Annotated in this window: 19 protein-coding genes; 9 read left to right on the top strand and 10 right to left on the bottom strand. The window is 60.9% G+C overall.

Annotation, left to right across the window (positions count from 1 at the left end):
- Window positions 1-78 precede the first annotated feature (78 nt).
- Window positions 79-969, bottom strand: coding sequence for a branched-chain amino acid aminotransferase (locus OEG84_RS09800; protein ID WP_267653587.1), 891 nt, complete (start codon window positions 967-969; stop codon window positions 79-81).
- 208 nt (window positions 970-1,177) lie between these two features.
- Here OEG84_RS09800 and OEG84_RS09805 point away from each other — a divergent pair, with 208 nt between their 5' ends.
- Both OEG84_RS09805 and OEG84_RS09810 read left to right on the top strand, forming a co-directional pair.
- Window positions 1,178-1,711 (top strand): MarR family winged helix-turn-helix transcriptional regulator, encoded by a 534-nt coding sequence (locus OEG84_RS09805; protein ID WP_267653588.1) that lies wholly within the window; start codon window positions 1,178-1,180, stop codon window positions 1,709-1,711.
- Entirely contained in the window at window positions 1,708-2,415 is a 708-nt protein-coding gene (locus OEG84_RS09810; protein WP_267653589.1) for a response regulator, read from the top strand. The genes OEG84_RS09805 and OEG84_RS09810 overlap by 4 nt, the downstream gene beginning before the upstream one ends.
- An 84-nt stretch (window positions 2,416-2,499) precedes the next feature.
- Here OEG84_RS09810 and OEG84_RS09815 read toward each other — a convergent pair whose 3' ends face one another.
- From OEG84_RS09815 to OEG84_RS09835, 5 genes are all read right to left on the bottom strand, one after another.
- A complete protein-coding gene (locus tag OEG84_RS09815; RefSeq protein ID WP_267653590.1) occupies window positions 2,500-2,658 on the bottom strand; it encodes a hypothetical protein in 159 nt (52 codons plus the stop codon).
- A gap of 5 nt (window positions 2,659-2,663) precedes the next feature.
- A complete protein-coding gene (locus tag OEG84_RS09820) occupies window positions 2,664-4,019 on the bottom strand; it encodes an amidase (protein ID WP_267653591.1) in 1,356 nt (451 codons plus the stop codon).
- Entirely contained in the window at window positions 4,009-5,427 is a 1,419-nt protein-coding gene (locus tag OEG84_RS09825; RefSeq protein ID WP_267653592.1) for a TRAP transporter large permease, read from the bottom strand. Before OEG84_RS09825 ends, OEG84_RS09820 begins: the two co-directional genes overlap by 11 nt.
- On the bottom strand, window positions 5,424-6,008 hold the full coding sequence (locus OEG84_RS09830) for a TRAP transporter small permease subunit (protein WP_267656146.1): 585 nt from the start codon (window positions 6,006-6,008) through the stop codon (window positions 5,424-5,426). Before OEG84_RS09830 ends, OEG84_RS09825 begins: the two co-directional genes overlap by 4 nt.
- A gap of 78 nt (window positions 6,009-6,086) precedes the next feature.
- Entirely contained in the window at window positions 6,087-7,223 is a 1,137-nt protein-coding gene (locus tag OEG84_RS09835) for a TRAP transporter substrate-binding protein (protein ID WP_267653593.1), read from the bottom strand.
- Window positions 7,224-7,449: 226 nt separating this feature from the next.
- On the opposite strand from OEG84_RS09835, the gene OEG84_RS09840 reads away from it, so the two are divergent.
- Window positions 7,450-8,832: an ATP-binding protein gene (locus OEG84_RS09840; protein WP_267653594.1), complete on the top strand. Its 1,383-nt coding sequence runs from the start codon at window positions 7,450-7,452 to the stop codon at window positions 8,830-8,832.
- A 46-nt stretch (window positions 8,833-8,878) separates the two neighbouring features.
- Here OEG84_RS09840 and OEG84_RS09845 read toward each other — a convergent pair whose 3' ends face one another.
- From OEG84_RS09845 to OEG84_RS09860, 4 genes are all read right to left on the bottom strand, one after another.
- Window positions 8,879-9,220 (bottom strand): tRNA-binding protein, encoded by a 342-nt coding sequence (locus OEG84_RS09845; protein WP_267653595.1) that lies wholly within the window; start codon window positions 9,218-9,220, stop codon window positions 8,879-8,881.
- Window positions 9,221-9,257: 37 nt separating this feature from the next.
- Window positions 9,258-10,070 carry a pyrroline-5-carboxylate reductase gene (gene proC / locus OEG84_RS09850; RefSeq protein ID WP_267653596.1) on the bottom strand — a complete coding sequence of 271 codons (813 nt, stop codon included), beginning with the start codon at window positions 10,068-10,070 and terminating at the stop codon, window positions 9,258-9,260.
- A gap of 1 nt (window position 10,071) precedes the next feature.
- Window positions 10,072-10,572, bottom strand: a complete 501-nt coding sequence (locus tag OEG84_RS09855; protein ID WP_267653597.1) for a type III secretion system chaperone family protein — start codon at window positions 10,570-10,572, stop codon at window positions 10,072-10,074.
- A 699-nt stretch (window positions 10,573-11,271) separates the two neighbouring features.
- Window positions 11,272-11,592, bottom strand: coding sequence for an accessory factor UbiK family protein (locus OEG84_RS09860; protein WP_267653599.1), 321 nt, complete (start codon window positions 11,590-11,592; stop codon window positions 11,272-11,274).
- A 260-nt stretch (window positions 11,593-11,852) separates the two neighbouring features.
- Between OEG84_RS09860 and lgt the strand changes: the two genes are divergently transcribed.
- The 6 genes from lgt to OEG84_RS09890 all read left to right on the top strand — a co-directional run bounded on the left by lgt (window position 11,853) and on the right by OEG84_RS09890 (window position 17,731).
- The gene (gene lgt, locus OEG84_RS09865; RefSeq protein ID WP_425602907.1) at window positions 11,853-12,674 is read left to right on the top strand and encodes a prolipoprotein diacylglyceryl transferase; all 822 of its coding nucleotides are present in this window, start codon (window positions 11,853-11,855) and stop codon (window positions 12,672-12,674) included.
- 23 nt (window positions 12,675-12,697) lie between these two features.
- Entirely contained in the window at window positions 12,698-13,819 is a 1,122-nt protein-coding gene (locus OEG84_RS09870; RefSeq protein ID WP_425602836.1) for a class I SAM-dependent methyltransferase, read from the top strand.
- Window positions 13,820-13,942: 123 nt separating this feature from the next.
- Window positions 13,943-14,761: a peptidoglycan editing factor PgeF gene (pgeF, locus tag OEG84_RS09875; protein ID WP_267653601.1), complete on the top strand. Its 819-nt coding sequence runs from the start codon at window positions 13,943-13,945 to the stop codon at window positions 14,759-14,761.
- Window positions 14,745-15,902 carry a M24 family metallopeptidase gene (locus OEG84_RS09880; RefSeq protein WP_267653602.1) on the top strand — a complete coding sequence of 386 codons (1,158 nt, stop codon included), beginning with the start codon at window positions 14,745-14,747 and terminating at the stop codon, window positions 15,900-15,902. The genes pgeF and OEG84_RS09880 overlap by 17 nt, the downstream gene beginning before the upstream one ends.
- 75 nt (window positions 15,903-15,977) lie before the next feature.
- Window positions 15,978-16,601 (top strand): RodZ family helix-turn-helix domain-containing protein, encoded by a 624-nt coding sequence (locus OEG84_RS25510; RefSeq protein WP_425602837.1) that lies wholly within the window; start codon window positions 15,978-15,980, stop codon window positions 16,599-16,601.
- 197 nt (window positions 16,602-16,798) lie between these two features.
- Window positions 16,799-17,731: a ribose-phosphate pyrophosphokinase gene (locus tag OEG84_RS09890; RefSeq protein ID WP_267653603.1), complete on the top strand. Its 933-nt coding sequence runs from the start codon at window positions 16,799-16,801 to the stop codon at window positions 17,729-17,731.
- Window positions 17,732-17,735 lie beyond the last annotated feature (4 nt).

Here is a 17,735-nt window from a genome sequence, read left to right on the forward strand (position 1 = left end):
CGCCTTTTTTCACTTCATCAGGCCAAACCGCCGGCGCCCCGGTACAAGCGCCGGCCGGCCTGCAGGCGATGCCGAAGATTATTCGGCAGCTGCCTGTTTGGGTTGAACCTCGGCCATGTAGTCGTTGACCAGATTACGGGCGATCTCGCCGACCGTAAAGCTGTGCGGCCCGATCTCGGAGACCGGCGTCACCTCGGCGGCGGTGCCGGTCAGGAAACATTGCTCGAAGCTGTCGAGTTCGTCGGGCATGATCGCCCGCTCGATCACTTCATACCCGCGCCTTTTGGCCAGATCGATCACCGTGCGACGGGTGATACCGTCGAGGAAACAGTCCGGTGTTGGCGTGTGAATCTTGCCGTCCTTGACAAAGAACACGTTGGCGCCGGTGGCTTCGGCCACCTGGTCGCGCCAGTCGAGCATCAGGGCATCGGCATAACCGCGCTCCTCGGCCCGGTGTTTCGACAGCGTGCAGATCATGTAAAGACCGGCGGCCTTCGAGCGCGACGGCGCCGTACGCGGATCGGGACGGCGATACTCGGCGATGTCGAGGCGAATCCCCTTCATCCGCTCTTCCGGCTTGAAATAGCTCGGCCATTGCCAGATGGCGATGGCCAGGTTGATCCGGCTTTGCTGCGCCGAGACGCCCATCATCTCCGAACCACGCCAGGCGATCGGCCGAACATAAGCATCGGTAAAGCCCTGACGCTTCAACAGCTCGGTGCAGGCCTGGTCGATCTCGGCGACGCTGTATGGAATCTTGAAGCCGAGGATTTCCCCCGACGTGTGCAGCCGTTCGGTATGTTCGGTCAGCTTGAAGATCTCGCCGCCATAGGCACGCTCGCCCTCAAACACGGCACTGGCATAATGCAGGCCATGGGTCAGCACGTGAATCTTGGCATCTTTCCACGGCACGAACGCGCCGTTGAACCAGATTTCGCCTTCTAGTTGATCAAAAGGTACGGACGCCATCTCGTTTCCTCCGGGCGGCCTGCCGCCGCGATAATCGTAATGTGAAGCCGGTGTCGGTGACCGTGAGGCCAGGCGCCGCAAATCAGGCACCGGAAACGGGCATTGGCAAGCCGGCGGACGGGGCCAATTTGGCTCGTGCGCATTTCAAAGCTAGCAATCACCGCAAATTATGTCAACATAGCTGACATATTCGAAAGGAAAGATCGCCATGAGCCGTACCGGCGCAATCAATCCCGACTCAGACGAAATTCTCGTGAGCCCGATGAAGGAAATCGAGGGTATCGATTTCGAGATCATCGAGCTGCTGTTTTTCGCCTATCGCGACTTCACCTCCGACCCCGACGCAATCCTCGACCAGTCCGGATTCGGCCGCGCCCATCACCGTGTGGTTCACTTCGTCAACCGCGAGCCGGGACTGACCGTGGCGGCACTGCTGGAAACGCTCAAGATCACCAAGCAATCGCTGGCACGGGTGCTCAAGCAATTGATCGACAGCGGCTATATTACCCAGGTCGCCGGCCCAGAAGACCGGCGTCAGCGGCGCCTCTACCCCACTGATCGGGGCCGCAAACTGGCGCTGGAACTGGCAAGGCCACAGTCTCGCCGCATCGCCCATGCACTGCAAAACTTGGATGACAATGGCCGTCAGGCGGTAACTGCATTTCTCTCCGGCATGATAAACTCCGAACCGGGGTGCGAGGCCAAGGGCCGCTACGAGGCGAAACAGGAGCATATGCGATGACTACCCCATTGCCGGGCGATGACGCCGCCCATTTGCTTGTCGTAGACGATGACACCCGTATTCGCGATCTGCTGTCGCGCTATCTGACCGAACAGGGGTTCCGGGTCACCACCGCCGCAGACGCAGCCGAGGCAAGGCGCAAACTCGATGGCATCGATTTCGATCTGTTGATCATCGATGTGATGATGCCGGGCGAAAGCGGACTGTCGCTGACCCGCTCGCTGCGCGAGATCAAGACGGTGCCGATCCTGATGCTCACCGCGCTGGCCGAGGGCGAGGCCCGGATCGACGGGCTTGAAGCCGGCGCAGATGATTATCTGCCCAAGCCGTTTAACCCACGCGAGCTGGTACTCAGGATCAACAACATCCTCAAGCGCGGCGGCCAGCCGGCCACACCCAAGGTCGAGCAGGTGGTGTTCGGTCCCTATACCTTCATCATCGCCCGCCGCGAGTTGAAGAAATCCGGCGAGATCGTCCGACTCACCGACCGTGAGCGGGAGATCATGGTCACCTTCGCCGAAAACGCCGGTGAAACCGTGCCCCGCCATGAGCTCGTCGCCGGGGATATCGAGGTCGGCGAGCGCACCATCGACGTTCAGATCAACCGTCTGCGCCGCAAGATCGAGGAAGACCCGGCGAACCCGGTGTGGCTGCAAACCGTCCGCGGCATCGGCTACCGGCTGAGCGTGGAAACATCGACCTGATGCATCCGTCCGGAAGGATCAATTTGACCGATACCGTACCTGTCTTACTTCGAACTGCTACAGCGCGATAGACAGAACGGTACGTTAGGGTGCTGGCCGTTTGTGGATGAACAGGTCGTAGAAAGCCATCGCCACTGTGATCGCGACAATAGCGCCGAGATCAAGCCTTGGCAGTTTGAAGACCAGTACACCGAGAAAGCCACAAAGCACGATGAAGGCGATGATCGTCAGAATCCGTTCCATGATCTCTAGTCTCCCTGGCCGTCGGTTTCGAGATGCTTCACCAGCCACCTGGCGGTTCTGAGCAGGCGACCGTCGCCGCCGCGCGGTCCGACAAGTTGCACACCCATCGGCATTCCATCCGCATCGGAAAACAGCGGCAAGGTGATGGCTGGCGTGCCGCACAGCGTCCAGATGGCATTAAACACCGGATCGCCGGTACTCTCCAGCCCCCGTGGCGCAGGGCCGGTTGCGGCGGGTGTGATGATTGCGTCGCAGCGCTGGAAAATCTCGCCGAGCGCAGCATAGAGATAATCGGGCCAGTCAAGCGCCGCAATGTAGTCGCGCGCCGGCATTTTGCTGCCCCTCTCGAGAGCTTCGGAGAGTTGCGGCGACAAGCGGACGCCGCCGTCACGGGCATAGCGATGGTAGCATTTGGCCATTTCCGCCAGATTTATCCGCTCGCGCATGCTTGCCGCTTCAGCGAAAGCATCCGGCAGACCGATCTCGAAACAGCCATCACCTAGATGTTCGGCCAATTCCTCCATCGCCAGTTGGCAGGATTGGCTCGCCTTGTGCCAGTAAGGTGTGCGGACAAACACAAATTGTGGTCGCACCGGCGCGTCGGTTGACGCAACCGAGAGCAGTCGTGGATGCGGCGCCGGCATTGTCGCCTTGTCGAGGTCATCATGGCCGAACAGTACCTCGGCCAGTAGCGCCGCGTCCTCGACCGAACGGGCGAAGACCCCGACCCGGTCAAGCGTTGGCGATTGCGCCAGGATGCCGGTGCGTGGGATGCTGCCCGTCGATGGCAGGAAGCCGGTGACGCCGCAGAAGGCGGCAGGCCGGATCACCGAACCGCCTGTTTGGGTACCGACGGCCAGCGGCACCATGCCCGCAGCAACTGCAGCGGCAGAGCCCGAGGACGAGCCACCGGGCGTATGCGCCGGATTGACCGGATTGCGGGTCTTGCCCGGATGCATCAGCGCAAGTTCGGTGGTGACCGTCTTGCCGATGATGATGGCGCCTGCAGCGCGTAGCTTCTCGACTATCCCCGCGTCGCGCTCGGGAACGCGGTCGGCGTCAAGCGCGGTGCCATTGGCGGTCGGAATGCCGCGGGTGTCGATGATATCCTTCAACGCCACCGGCAGACCGTGCAACGGCCCGATGGGCCTGCCCGATTTGCGGTGCGCGTCCGCGCCTTCGGCCTGGCGCATGGCGAAATCCGCATCGAACCACTCGAATGCCTGGATTTCGCCGTCCATTGCCGCAATCCGCTCGAGACAGCCCCGCATGTAGTCGGCGGCAGCCAGCGCACCACTGGCCATCCTGTCCCGCGCCTCCAAAGCACTCAGGCCAATTATAGCCATGGGATCAATGGCCATAGAAGCGTTCCGGCAGGTAGTAGACGATCTGCGGGTAGGCATACATCAGCGCCATGCAGATGAAGACCATCAACAAGAACGGCATGACCCCGGTGAAGATCTGCGTCAGCTTCACCTCCGGGGGCGCTATCCCCTTGAGATAATAGGCTGACATGGCCATCGGTGGCGTCAGAAACGACGTTTGCAGATTGAGCGCGACAAGAATGCCGAAGAACAGCGGATCAATGTCGAAGATCGCCAGCAGCGGCAGGAAGATCGGCACAAAGATGATGATGATCTCCGACCACTCCAGCGGCCACCCCAGCAAGAATATGATCAATTGAGCCAGAAGCAGGAACTGGAACGGCGTCAGGTCCAGACCCGTGACGAATTCCGAGATAACCTGTTCGCCACCGAGATACGAAAACACCGAGGAGAAGACGTAGGAGCCGACAAACAGCCAGCACACCATCGCCGTGGTCCGCACCGTCAGATAAACGCTTTCGCGCAACCGCTGCCAAGTCATGGCCCGATAAGCGATAGCGAGACCCATGCCGCCGAGCGCACCAATCGAGGCTGCCTCCGTTGGTGTTGCCAAGCCGAACAAGATCGAGCCCAGCACCGACAGGATCAGAAATGCCAACGGGAAGAATGAGGTGGCTATCAGAAACAGCAGCCGTCCGATCGGAACGTCCGGCACTTCATCATCTGTTGGACGCGGGGCCGCACTCGGCTGAAGGATTGAGCGGCCGACGATATAGACGAGATAGAGGCCGACCAGCGTAAAGCCGGGCAGAAGCGCGCCGGCATAGAGCTTGACGATGGAAACCCCCGACGCCGCTGCATAGACAATCAGCATGATCGATGGCGGGATCAGGATGCCAAGCGTGCCCCCGGCGCAGATGATGCCCGAGGCGAAGGCCGGATCGTAGCGCGCTTTCAGCATCGCAGGCAACGCCAGGAGGCCCATCAGCGTGACCACGGCGCCAACAATGCCGGTGGCGGTGGCGAACAGTGCGCAAGTGATCAGCGCGGCAACGCCCATCGATCCGGGAATCCGCTTGGAGGCAAGATTGAGCGTGGAAAACAGCCGGTCGACGATGTTGGCGCGCTCGACGATGTACCCCATGAACAGGAACAACGGCACCGCGGTCAGCACCTCGTTGGACATCACCGTATAGGTCTGGTTGATGAAGAGGTCGAAGATACGGTTGTTAAACAGCCCATCTATCCAGAGGGATACGCTGTCCCAGATGCTCGCCAACTCATCGAGGCGAAAATAGGAGCGCCACATCCGTGACGGATCAAAATAAGCGTAGTAGCCAAAGCCGATGCCCATGGCCATCAGCGTAAAAGCGATCGGAAAGCCCAGGAACACCATGAAGATGAACAGGCCCAGCATCATCAGGGCAATTTGGGGATCGGTCATACGTGGCCGCCTGTCTCGGCCTCGTTGGCCTTTTGCATAATCAGGTCTTCGGTCTCTTGCACGTCTTCATCAGCCACGAGCCACTCGCCGGTGCGAATGCAGACGATGCAGCGGAAAACCTGGGCAATCCCCTGGATGAACAAGAGAATGCCAGCGGCCATGATTACCGTCTTGAACTGGTAGATCGGGATGCCCGCGGGACTGTTGACGCTGACCTCGCCATAACTCCAGGAACGCGAGGCATATTTCCAGCCGGTCACGATCAGCGCCGTAACGCCGGGAAAGAAGAACAGCAGGTAAAGCACCAGATCCACTTTTGCCTGAGTCTGCGGACGCCAGAGACGATAGACAAAGTCACCTCGCACATGACCGCCGCGCGACAGCGTATAGGCACCGCCCATCATGAACAGCGATCCGTACATGATAAAGGAGATGTCGAGCGCCCAGGGCGTAGGAGCGTTGAAGAGGTAACGCGAGACGACTTCATATCCCGTGCCGAAAGCCATCATGATGATCAGCCAGGCGAAAGCCTTGCCGAAAACCGCCGACAAGGTGTCGGCAAAACGGATATATTGAATCATGTTCAACCACTTTTCCGAGCCAGTGAGATCCGGCGAAACATTGTCCGCCGGATCATTGAAGCAATTAGCCGGTCAGGGTTACATCTTCAGCTTGCCCGGGAAGTAGTGCTCATAGGCCAGGCCCAGGTCCGGCGCGTTCATCAGTTCGTAATAAGCGACCTTCTCGACCCATGCACGCTGGCTGTCCATAACCTTCTTGTTGAAGGCATCGCCTTCCAGGTCGGCAATGAGCGTGTCCCAGGCGTCCAACTGCGCTGCAAGGATTTCCTTCGACGTCCGGTGCACCGTGACGCCGTCATCGGACTGCAGTTCCGCCAGGTCCTTCGAATATTCGCGCATCGCAAGCGCGAGGTTCGACGTCGCCGAGGCCTCGACACCATATTTCAGGATCGCCTGAAGGTCTGGCTCGAGATCATCCATGAAGTCCTTGTTGAAGATGAACTCGAAGGCTTCGGACGCCTGGTGGTAGGACGAGAGATAGTAGTTCTTGGCCACGTCCTGAGCGCCGAACCGACGGTCGGACGAAGGGTTGTTGAATTCGAAGGCGTCAATCACGCCGCGCTCCATGGATGGAACGATTTCGCCGCCCGGAAGCTGGGCGACGGACATGCCCATCGACTGCAGCAGATCGGCCGCCAGGCCAACGGTGCGATACTTGAACCCCTGGATATCGGCGACTGTATTCACTTCGCCCTTGAACCAGCCGAACGGCTGCGCGGGCATCGGCATGCCCATGTAGCCATAGACATTGAGGCCAAGAACATCCTGCGTCAGTTCGCGGTAAAGCTCTGCACCACCGCCCTGATAGAACCAGCCGAGCATCGTGGTGGCCGATCCGCCGAAGACCGGGCCGGTGCCGAAGAACGATGCTGCCTTGGATTTGCCGTACCAGTAGACCGGCACCGTATGAGCCGCATCCAGAACACCATCGTTGCAGGCATCCATGACCTGGAACGCGCCGACGATCGCGCCGGCAGGCAGAAGGTCAATCTGAAGGCGTCCGCCGGACATTTCCTCCACGCGGGTGGTATATTCGCGCGCAAAATCCATCCAGATGTCGGAGGCAGGCCACGAAGTCTGCATCTTCACGACCAATGGCGCCTGCGCCAGCACTGCAGGCGCGGACAAGGCGCCCGCCGCGGCGACGCCGCCAAGCATCGTGCCCTTTCTTAAAAACGAACGTCGCGAAACGGAATTGTCGATATGATCTTGCATGGCCAATCCTCCCAGTTGGTTCATTCACACTTCAACATATGAAATATCAAGCAACTCGGTTGAAATGGCAAGCCAATGCTCGCTCTGATGCGGAATTATATAATCGGCGTCGATTTCTGCATCGCCCTTCCGCAAGCCCTAGCCCTGTTCCCCCACTCGACGCTATAAGCAATCAGGCGGCCGGTCTCGCCGAAACATAGACCCGCGGGGAGTGAGGCGTCAGAGCATGAGCAGCATCGATTCCATTCGCCGGGAATATGAACGCTACCCCCCGAGCGGCATTCGCCGACTGACGCGCTGGTTCACCCGGCGGATCCCGACCAGGCTCTATGCCCGGGCGCTGCTGATCATCATCATTCCGATGGTGCTGCTGCAATCGGTGATCGCCTTTGTGTTCATGGAACGGCACTGGCAGACAGTAACGCAACGGCTATCGATGGCGGTCACCCGTGACATCGCCGCAATCATCGACATCCTCGATACCTTTCCCCAGGACACCACCTACGAAAACATCACCCGCATCGCCCGCGAACGGCTGGAGCTGTCGATCGCCATTGAACCCGCCGGCGACCTGCCGCCGCCGCGGCCCAAGCCGTTTTTCTCGATTCTCGACCAGATCCTCTCTGAGGAGATCACCCGCCAGATCAAGCTGCCGTTCTGGATCGACACGGTGGGCAATTCCAACATTGTCGAGGTGCGGATCAAGCTCGAGGACAAGATCCTCAGGATCTTCGCCAAGCGCAGCCAGGCCTATGCCTCCAATACCCATATTTTCCTGTTGTGGATGGTCGGCACCTCGCTGGTGCTGCTGGGCATCGCCATCCTGTTTTTGCGTGGCCAGATCCGTCCGATCCTGAAGCTCACCCAGGCGGCGGAAAGTTTCGGCAAGGGCCAGCGCATGCCCGACGACTTCCGCCCGCGCGGCGCCGACGAAGTGCGACGCGCAGGCCTAGCCTTCATCAAGATGCGCGAACGCATCGAGCGTCAGATTGAGCAGCGCACGGCCATGCTGTCGGGTGTCAGCCACGATCTGCGCACCATCCTCACCCGGTTCCGGTTGCAACTGGCACTGGTCAGTGACGGGCCGGAACTCGACGCCCTCAACAAGGACATCGACGACATGCAGTCGATGCTCGACAGCTATCTCTCCTTCGCCCGCGGCGAAGCCGAGGAAGATGTCGGCACCATGAGCCTCAACACCACCGTCGAGAAAGTGGCCGCCGATGGCCGGCTGCGCGGAGCCAATGTGACGGTGACGGTGGAAGGTGAAGACACGATCAATGTCCGGCCCAACGCCTTTGGCCGGCTTCTCACCAATCTTGTTTCCAACGCCTCGCGTTATGCCGACGAGGTGGCAATCCAGGTGCAGAACCGCGGCAGATGGCTGACCATCACCATTGACGACGATGGCCCCGGGATCCCGATGGAAGCGCGCGAAGATGTGTTCAGGCCGTTCTATCGGCTGGATGAATCACGCAATCAGGATGAAACAGGAACCGGGTTGGGACTTGCCATCGTCCGCGACATCGCCCGCAGCCATGGCGGCGACGTGATGTTGTCCGACAGCCCGATGGGCGGCCTGCGCGCGACGGTGCGGCTACCGGTCTGAGCGGTGATGACGGTGGCAGGCACGGCAATACGAGCCTGCTTCGACGCTACATCAATCGCGCGCCGTCGGGCACGTTCTTGTCGGTCGCGGCCAGCACGATGGCACCATTGGCGTCGGCAAATCCCAGCGTCAGCACTTCCGACATGAACGGGCCGATTTGCCGCGGGGGGAAATTGACCACCGCCAGCACCTGGCGTCCGACCAGCGATTGCGGTGTGTAATGCTCGGTGATCTGCGCCGAGGATTTCTTTTCGCCAATCTCCGAGCCGAAATCGATCCTGAGCTTGATCGCCGGCTTGCGCGCTTCGGGAAACGGCTCGGCAGAAATCACGGTGCCGGTGCGGATATCGACTTTCTCGAAATCGTCCCAGGCGATGGTCTGGCTCATGGCGAAGTCCTGCTTGCTCTGCTCGGAAATTGGCGGTTCAACCGGCCAGTTCGCGCGATCGGTCAGCGGCGGCCTTCAACGCTGCGTCGAACAGCGGTTGCATGCCTTCATCGGCCATCAGCACCGCCAGCGCCGCAGCGGTGGTGCCGTTGGGCGATGTCACATTCTGGCGCAAGGTTGCGGCGCCGTCCGGAGACCGGTGCATCAGTTCACCAGCCCCCGTGACGGTCGCGCGTGCCAGGCGCATGGCGAGGTCCGCCGGCAGACCGCATTTCCGGCCTGCCTCTGCCATGCACTCGACGAGATAAAACACATAGGCCGGGCCGCTGCCCGACACCGCCGTGACCGCATCGATCATGGCTTCGTCCTCGAGCCATTCGACCGGACCGCAGACCGACAGCAGCCGATCGATCTCGGCCCGGGCTTCGGCGCTGACGGCGGCATTGGCAACCGCACCGGTGATGCCGCGGCCGACCATGGCCGGCGTGTTGGGAATCGAGCGCACCACGGCGCCGCCCAGATATTGTTCGAAAAAGGCGATGGTCTTGCCCGCCGCAATCGACAGGCTGACAGTGTGCGGCCCCACCAGCCCGGTCAGCCCCGGCAGTACCGCTTCCATCATCTGCGGCTTGACCGCGAGCATCAGCACGCCCGCCGTCACGCCTGCGGGTGGGGAGCTTTCGCAACGCACGCCGGCCTTGGCCAGCCGCTGCGCCATCGCCTCAGATGGTTTGGGATCAATCACCAGGATCGACGCCGGATCGGTGCCAGCATCAAGCCAGCCGTTGAGCATAGCGCCGCCCATATTGCCTGCGCCGACGAGAACCAGAGGGGTCGAAGGCGAAATCATCTCAGGCCTCGCCCTTGGTTTCAAACATTACTGCCGTCATCGCCGAGTGCGCATCCATGCCCGACCAGACAACAAACTGAAACGCCTGGAAATAGGCTTCGCACGAATCAAGCGCATTGGAGAGCAACACCTCGACCTGGCGGTTGGTGGGTTCTGCGCCGCCGGCCAGCAACAGTGACTGGCGGAAGATAATGACACTTTCCTGCTGCCAAAGGTCGAAATGCCCCATCAGCACCTGACCGTTGACATGCGAGAGCAGCCGCATCACCTCGGTAACGCGGACGTCGGGAACCTTGATATCGAAGGCGCTGGCGATATGCAGCGCCTCGCAGTCCTCCATCCAGGAAAACGAAACATGATAGTCGGTCCAGTGCCCCTCGACCGTCATGGCGATTTCATGTTCACCCGAACGCTCGAACGTCCAGTCATTCGCCGCTGCCACGAATTCGATCATGTCTACCGGATTAGAGTGCCGTTCGAATTCGATATTGCTAAGATTCATGCCCCACCTAGTTCCCTTTGGCGCCCTGCGATCCGCTCATGGCGGTGTCCGCAAACACGCAATTCCTGCACGATCTCGACCGCCGTCCCTGGGGGCCCGCAACCGCAACTCCCACCGGGGTTGTTTGCTGCCCGATCCGAATCATCATTTAGAATCAGTGTATAAATGCAGAGTCCGAGCGCCAGTCCCCCTGCTGCATTTTGTCAGGGACAGCCTGTGGACGACGCCTCGAAACTGATTCCGCCGTGACTCATAACTGACTCACGCAAAAGGCTTTTTGATGCTTGGGGTTCGGCCAATGGCCTGTGCAAAAAAACATTGGATTGTCTGAGCTGAAAACGACCCACCCCGCCAAGACACGTCGGTCGCCCTGCTTCAGGTCCAGACGGGGAGAAAATACCGACAACAAGACCCGGCAATTTGGAGGGCACTGGCTGCAGTTCGGGGGCACACTGTCATGCGCAGGCGTAAGCCGAACAGATCAGGTGATCGCTGGAGCTACGGAGTCCGAAAACAATGCCGAACAGGTCTTCGGCATTGCTCATCCGAGATAATGTCTGTTGCTGGTCCCGTGCGCTTGGGAAGACTTTCACACCGAAGTTAAAGTCGTGGCGACAACAAGAAATTGCCGGCACCCCGGCTCAGCACCAACAGGCGCAAAGGCCTGCAAAAACAAGAAAAACACTCTGACCGGGTGGTTCAGGTCTTCTTGCGTGGCGCCCGCTTGGTCGCAGCCGGCTTTGCCGTTGCAACATCGTCAGCGGACGGTTTTCCGTCGAGCTTCGCTTCAAGCGCCGCGAGACGGGCGGAAAGCGCGTCGTTTTCCTCGCGCGCCTTGACTGCCATGTCGCGAACCGCCTCATATTCCTCACGCTTGACCAGATCCATCGAGTTCATCAGCCGTTCGAGCTGGCTGCGCATGGCGGTTTCAGCTTCGCGGCGCAAACCCTGGGTGGCGCCCGCCGCATCGGTCATCAGCTTGGCGAGTTCGTCGAGAAATCGGTTCGGTCCGCTGGTCATGGTCCTCATCCCTTTTGTCGGGGCTGGTGGGGTCAAATCTTTATCTTCCTGAGGTAAGCGCTCCGGCTGCCAGTTGCAAGCCGTGCGATGGCCGCAAGCCTTGCGCAAAGCTCACATGCGATACAGCAGCGGCAAACCGCGCGGGCGGGAAGGTCCAGAATTGCCTCAAACCCGTATCATGTTCCAGCCAGGACACGCTGGATGATGAACCGGACAGGAAGGATTACGCCTTGGACTACACGGCCACGCTGCTCTCGCTGATGAGCTTCCCGGATATCGACCCGGTAATCTTTGCGCTCGGCCCGGTAAAGATCCGCTGGTATGGTCTGGCCTATGTGGCCGGCATCCTGCTTGGTTGGCGTTATGCCAGGCGGCTAGCCGCCAATGACCGGCTCTGGCCCGGTGGCCGTTCACCGATCACGCCGCTCGATCTCGACGATTTCCTGGTCTGGGCAACGGTCGGCATCGTTGCGGGTGGGCGCATCGGCTATATTCTGTTCTACGACATGGCAGCCGTTGCCGCCAATCCGCTGCGGGCGCTGGAAATCTGGAACGGCGGCATGTCATTCCACGGTGGCGTGCTGGGAACGCTGGTGGCCATGATCCTGTTTGCACGCAGCCGCAATATTCCCGTTTTCAGCCTGTTCGACGTGGTCTGCGCGGTGGTTCCCACCGGACTGTTTTTCGGCCGGATCGCCAATTTCATCAATTCAGAATTGTGGGGACGCCTGACCGACGTGCCCTGGGCTTTCGTGTTCCCCACCGGTGGTCCGTTTTCGCGCCACCCTACCCAGCTTTACGAGGCAGGTCTCGAAGGCCTGCTGCTGCTGGCGGTACTGGCGCTGCTGATCTATCGGCGGCAAGCGCTGAAATCGCCCGGACTGATCGCCGGCTGGTTCCTGATCGGTTACGCCATGGCGCGCATCGTGGTCGAATTCTTCCGGGAACCCGACGCCCATATCGGCTATCTCGCGGGCGGCTGGTTAACCATGGGCATGGTGCTTTCATTGCCGATGATCGCCGTTGGCTTGTGGGCCGTCGTCACCGCCAAATCCCGCGCAACCGCCCGGCCAGGCGTTTGAGGTATCCGGAAAAGGTGGGCGCCATGACACACTATGCACAAAACATGACACCGCTTGCACAGAAAATCGTCCGCATCATCGAGGAGGGTGGCCCCTTGCGGATTTCCGACTATTTCGCACTGTGCCTGGCTGACCCCGAACACGGCTATTATCAGGCCCGCGAACCCTTCGGCCGTTCCGGCGATTTCATCACCGCCCCGGAAATCTCGCAATTGTTCGGGGAAATGATCGGCGTGTTTCTGGTCCACGCCTGGCAAGCGCAGGCAAGCCCAAAAAATGTTCGCATCGTCGAGATCGGCCCAGGTCGAGGCACGCTGATGTCAGATGCGCTCAGGGTGATTTCACGGCTTGCGCCGGAGCTGTTCGCCACCGCGACCATTCACATGGTCGAGACCAGCGAGCGGTTGCGCGATGTCCAGCGCCAGACGCTGGTGCGCATCAAGGACCGGATTTCCTGGCACACGGCGTTCGAAGAGATCCCCGACGGCTTCACCTTGATGGTTGCCAATGAGCTGTTTGACGCCATCCCGATCCACCAGTTCGTCAAGACCGCCGAGGGCTTCCGCGAGCGCGTGGTCGGGCTTGACGATACCGGTCAGCTGGCCTTCGGATTGGGCGCCGGCGGGTTTGACCCCAGCCTGTTGCCAGTCGAGGAACACGCCGTTCCCGAGGGGGAAACCTTCGAACTGGCACCAGCGCGATCAGCAGTCATGCAGGCGGTGGCAACCAAGATCGCACGCGATGGCGGCACGGCGCTGATCCTCGATTATGGCCACCTTGTCACCTCCTTTGGCGATACCTTGCAGGCCGTCTACCGGCACGAATACGACCCACCTCTGACGCGACCCGGCAAAGCCGATCTGACCAGCCACGTGGATTTTCAGGCACTCGCCGAGGCGGCCCTTGCCTCTGGCGCGCATGTGCACCGGCCGATAAGCCAGGGCGAACTTCTCGTCGGACTGGGGCTGGTGGAGCGCGCAGGCGCGCTCGGGGCCGGCCGCGACAGCTTGACCCAGGCGGCGATCCGCGATGCGGTCAACCGCCTTGCCGGCGAAGGCGAAGGCCGAATGGGCGCGCTTTTCAAGGCCTTGGCGATCAGTGGCGCGCCGGTCCGGATTACCCCCTTTGACCGCAATGCGACCTGACTGAATTGGCAGCGAGACACACAGTCGAATTGACAGACGCCCTTCGGATAGCCACGATCCCGCCCGCGAACGAGAGCAGTGTGCGGATTCGGTCCCGGCGGGGACCTCGGAGAGGATCAAATCATGACGGTTGACCGCCACGGACCCGACCCGGTCCGGAGTGCAGTTCTGGACGAGACCTCCGCCGATGGCCGCATTGCCCACGGGTTTTTCAGCCGTGCCGGAGGCGTGTCGGAAGGGATCTACCGTGGCCTCAATGTCGGACTCGGTTCAAACGACAATCAGAACCATGTGGCGGAAAACCGCGCCCGGATTTGCAACTGGTTCGGCCTCGGGTCTGACCGGCTGGTGAGCGTTCACCAGATCCATTCCCCCACGGTTCATGTCGCCACTGCGGAAAATCGCGCCGAGCGGCCCAAGGCCGATGGTATTGTCACCCAAACGCCCGGCCTGGTGCTGGGCGTACTGACCGCCGATTGCGGGCCGGTGCTGTTTTGCGATGCCGAGGCCGGCGTGATCGGCGCTGCCCATGCGGGCTGGCGCGGCGCGTTTGACGGCGTGGTCGAAAACACAGTCCTGGCCATGGAGCACCTTGGCGCCGTCCGCAGCCGCATCTCCGCGGTGCTCGGCCCCTCGATCAGCCAGGCCAATTACGAGGTCGGTCCCGAATTTGTCGACCGCTTTCTCGACCGGGATCCGGCGCATGATCGCTATTTCATTCCGTCCGACACCCCCGATCACGCCATGTTCGACCTCAGGCAACTGACGCTCGACCGGATGCGCTCGGTCGGGCTGAACGCAGCCATGCTGCCCCAGTGCACCTATGCCGACGAACAGGCGTGGTATTCCTATCGCCGCGCCACCCATTGCAACGAACCCGATTACGGACGACAAATTTCCGCCATCGCCATCAAGGAGGACGCCCATGGCCCTGCATTTTGAACAGGACGAATACGCCGGCCGTCTGGACAAGCTGACCGCCAGCATGAAGGCTGAAAAGCTCGATGCCATGCTGCTGTTCTCTCAGGAAAGCATGTACTGGCTGACCGGCTACGACACTTTCGGCTTCTGCTTTTTCCAATGCCTGGTGGTCAAGGCCGACGGCACCATGACGTTGTTGACCCGCTCCGCCGACCTGCGCCAGGCACGACACACATCCAACATCGAACGAATCGTGGTCTGGACCGACCGGACCAACGCCGACCCGGCGCTGGACTTGAAGAACCTCCTGTCGGATCTCGATCTGCTGGGCGAACGCATCGGTGTAGAATACGACACCCACGGCCTGACCGGCGCCAATTGCCGCAAACTGGACAACCAGCTGCAGAGCTTCGCTGAACTGGTCGATGCGTCCTATCTGGTCAGCCGCCTGCGGTTGATCAAAAGCCCGGCAGAGATTGCCTATGTCCGCCGCGCCGCTGAACTCGCCGACGCTGCCCTTGATGCCGCGCTACCGCTGATCAAGCCCGGCGCCGACGAGGCAGACATTCTGGCCGCCATGCAGGCCGCAGTGTTCGCAGGCGGCGGCGATTATCCTGCCAACGAATTCATCATCGGCTCGGGCGAAGACGCGCTTCTGTGCCGCTACAAGGCCGGACGGCGCAAGCTTGATGCCAGCGACCAGTTGACGCTCGAATGGGCCGGCGTCTATGCCCACTACCACGCCGCCATGATGCGCACCGTCATTATCGGCGAGCCGACGCCGCGCCACGTCGAACTCTATGAGGCCTGCCGCGAAGCGCTCGACAGCATCGCCGCAATCCTCAAGCCCGGAACCAGCTTTGGCGATATCTTCGACGCCCATGCCGAGGTGATGGACAATCGCGGCCTGACACGGCACCGGCTCAATGCCTGCGGTTATTCGGTGGGCGCGCGGTTTACCCCGAGCTGGATGGAGCACCAGATGTTCCATGCCGGCAATCCGCTGCAAATTGCGCCCAACATGACGCTGTTCGTGCACATGATCATCATGGATTCGGAAGCCGGCGCCGCCATGACGCTGGGCCAGACCTTCCTGACCACCGAGGCCGAACCCGAATCGCTTTCGGCTAAACCGCTGGGCCTGATCATTGCACCGCAGTAACAGCGGCCGAACTGGCGCGCATTGACAGGTTCGCCCCGGGGCTTTCATAACAGGCGAGAAAAACGGGCGGGCATCATGCTGAAACGCATCACAACCATCGGCGTCCTGAGCATCGCGACCATCGCGATCGCCGGCTGCAACAGCTCCGAGCTGGCTCTGGCGCCGATTCCCGGCGCCACGCCGACGAGCGGCGGACAGGCTATAAACACGACACCCGGAGAGCCGGCTGCATTTCCGTCCGCAGACAATCAGGCGTTGGCACCCGCATCGCCGGCCAGTCCAACCTCCACAGCCCCGGCTTCGGCGACTTCTACGCTCGCCTCTCTGCCTGCGGGACAGGTGCGCGGCAGGATCCGTTTCATGCCGGTAATCGGCGCGCCGGTGAATGCGGTCACGCCGCTCTCGCGGCAACTGGCGGCAGAGGCCCGCAATCGCGGCCTGGTAATATTGAGCGCTGCCGACAGCAGCGGCGACCATGCCTTGAAAGGCTATTTCTCAGCCGACAATTTCGATGGGCAAACCACGGTATTCTATGTCTGGGATGTGCTCGACTCGGCCGGCACGAGGCAGCACCGTATCCAGGGACAGGAAGCCTTCGCCGACAGCGCAAGCGATCCATGGGCATCGGTGCCGGCCGATGTGATGGCGCGGATCGCAACCCGCACAATGGCCGAATATGCCGCCTGGCGCGGCTTCTGACGCCACATCCGGTTAGCCGCCAACGCACCGTCATTTCACTGTTCAGCAGAAAGTATGACAAAAAAATTGCGCGCAAGGCCGATGCGCGCTTGCATTCATCGCGAGCGCCGCTAAAACGCGGCCAACGGGTTAGCGCCCCGTCGCCATGCGTACTGGCGCGCATGAAGCGACGCGGCCGAAAAGACAGGCGGTCCCAAATGAAGGTTTTCGCAGGAAACTCGAACCGACGTTTGGCGGAATCCATTTGCAATTATCTCAATGTGCCGCTCGGCAAGGCAAGCGTCAGACGCTTCGCCGATCAGGAGATCTTTGTCGAGATTCAGGAAAATGTGCGCGGCGAGGATGTCTTCGTTGTTCAGTCGACGTCCTACCCCGCCAATGACCACCTGATGGAACTGCTGATCATGATCGACGCCTTCCGGCGCGCCTCGGCACGGCGGATCACGGCGGTTCTGCCCTATTTCGGCTATGCCCGCCAGGACCGCAAACCCGGTCCCCGCGCACCGATCTCTGCCAAGCTGGTTGCCAATCTGATCACCGAGGCCGGCGCCGACCGCGTACTGACGCTCGATCTTCACGCTGGTCAGATCCAGGGTTTTTTCGATATCCCGACCGACAATCTGTTTGCCATTCCGTTGCTGTCGCGCGACGTCAAGGAAAACTATCCGAACTCGAGCCTGATGGTGGTTTCCCCCGATGTCGGCGGCGTGGTGCGTGCACGCGCGCTCGCCAAGCGGCTGGATGCGCTGCTGGCCATTGTCGACAAACGCCGCGATCGGCCGGGTGAGTCGGAAGTCATGAACATCATCGGCGACGTGGCCGGCAAGAATTGTCTGCTGATCGACGATATTGTCGATTCCGGCGGCACGCTGTGCAACGCCGCCGAAGCGCTTCTGGGCAATGGCGCGATTTCGGTCACGGCCTACATCACCCATGGCGTATTGTCTGGCGGCGCAGTGGCCCGTGTCACCTCCTCCAAGCTCAAGGAACTGGTGATCACCGACTCGATCCAGCCGACTCAGGACATCCAGTCGGCCCACAATATCCGGGTCATCTCGACGGCGTCGCTGATGGGTGAGGCAATCAACCGCACCGCCGCCGAACAATCGGTCTCCAGCCTGTTCGACTGATCAC

This window comes from Hoeflea algicola (genome assembly GCF_026619415.1).
Classification (GTDB): Bacteria; Pseudomonadota; Alphaproteobacteria; order Rhizobiales; family Rhizobiaceae; genus Hoeflea; species Hoeflea algicola.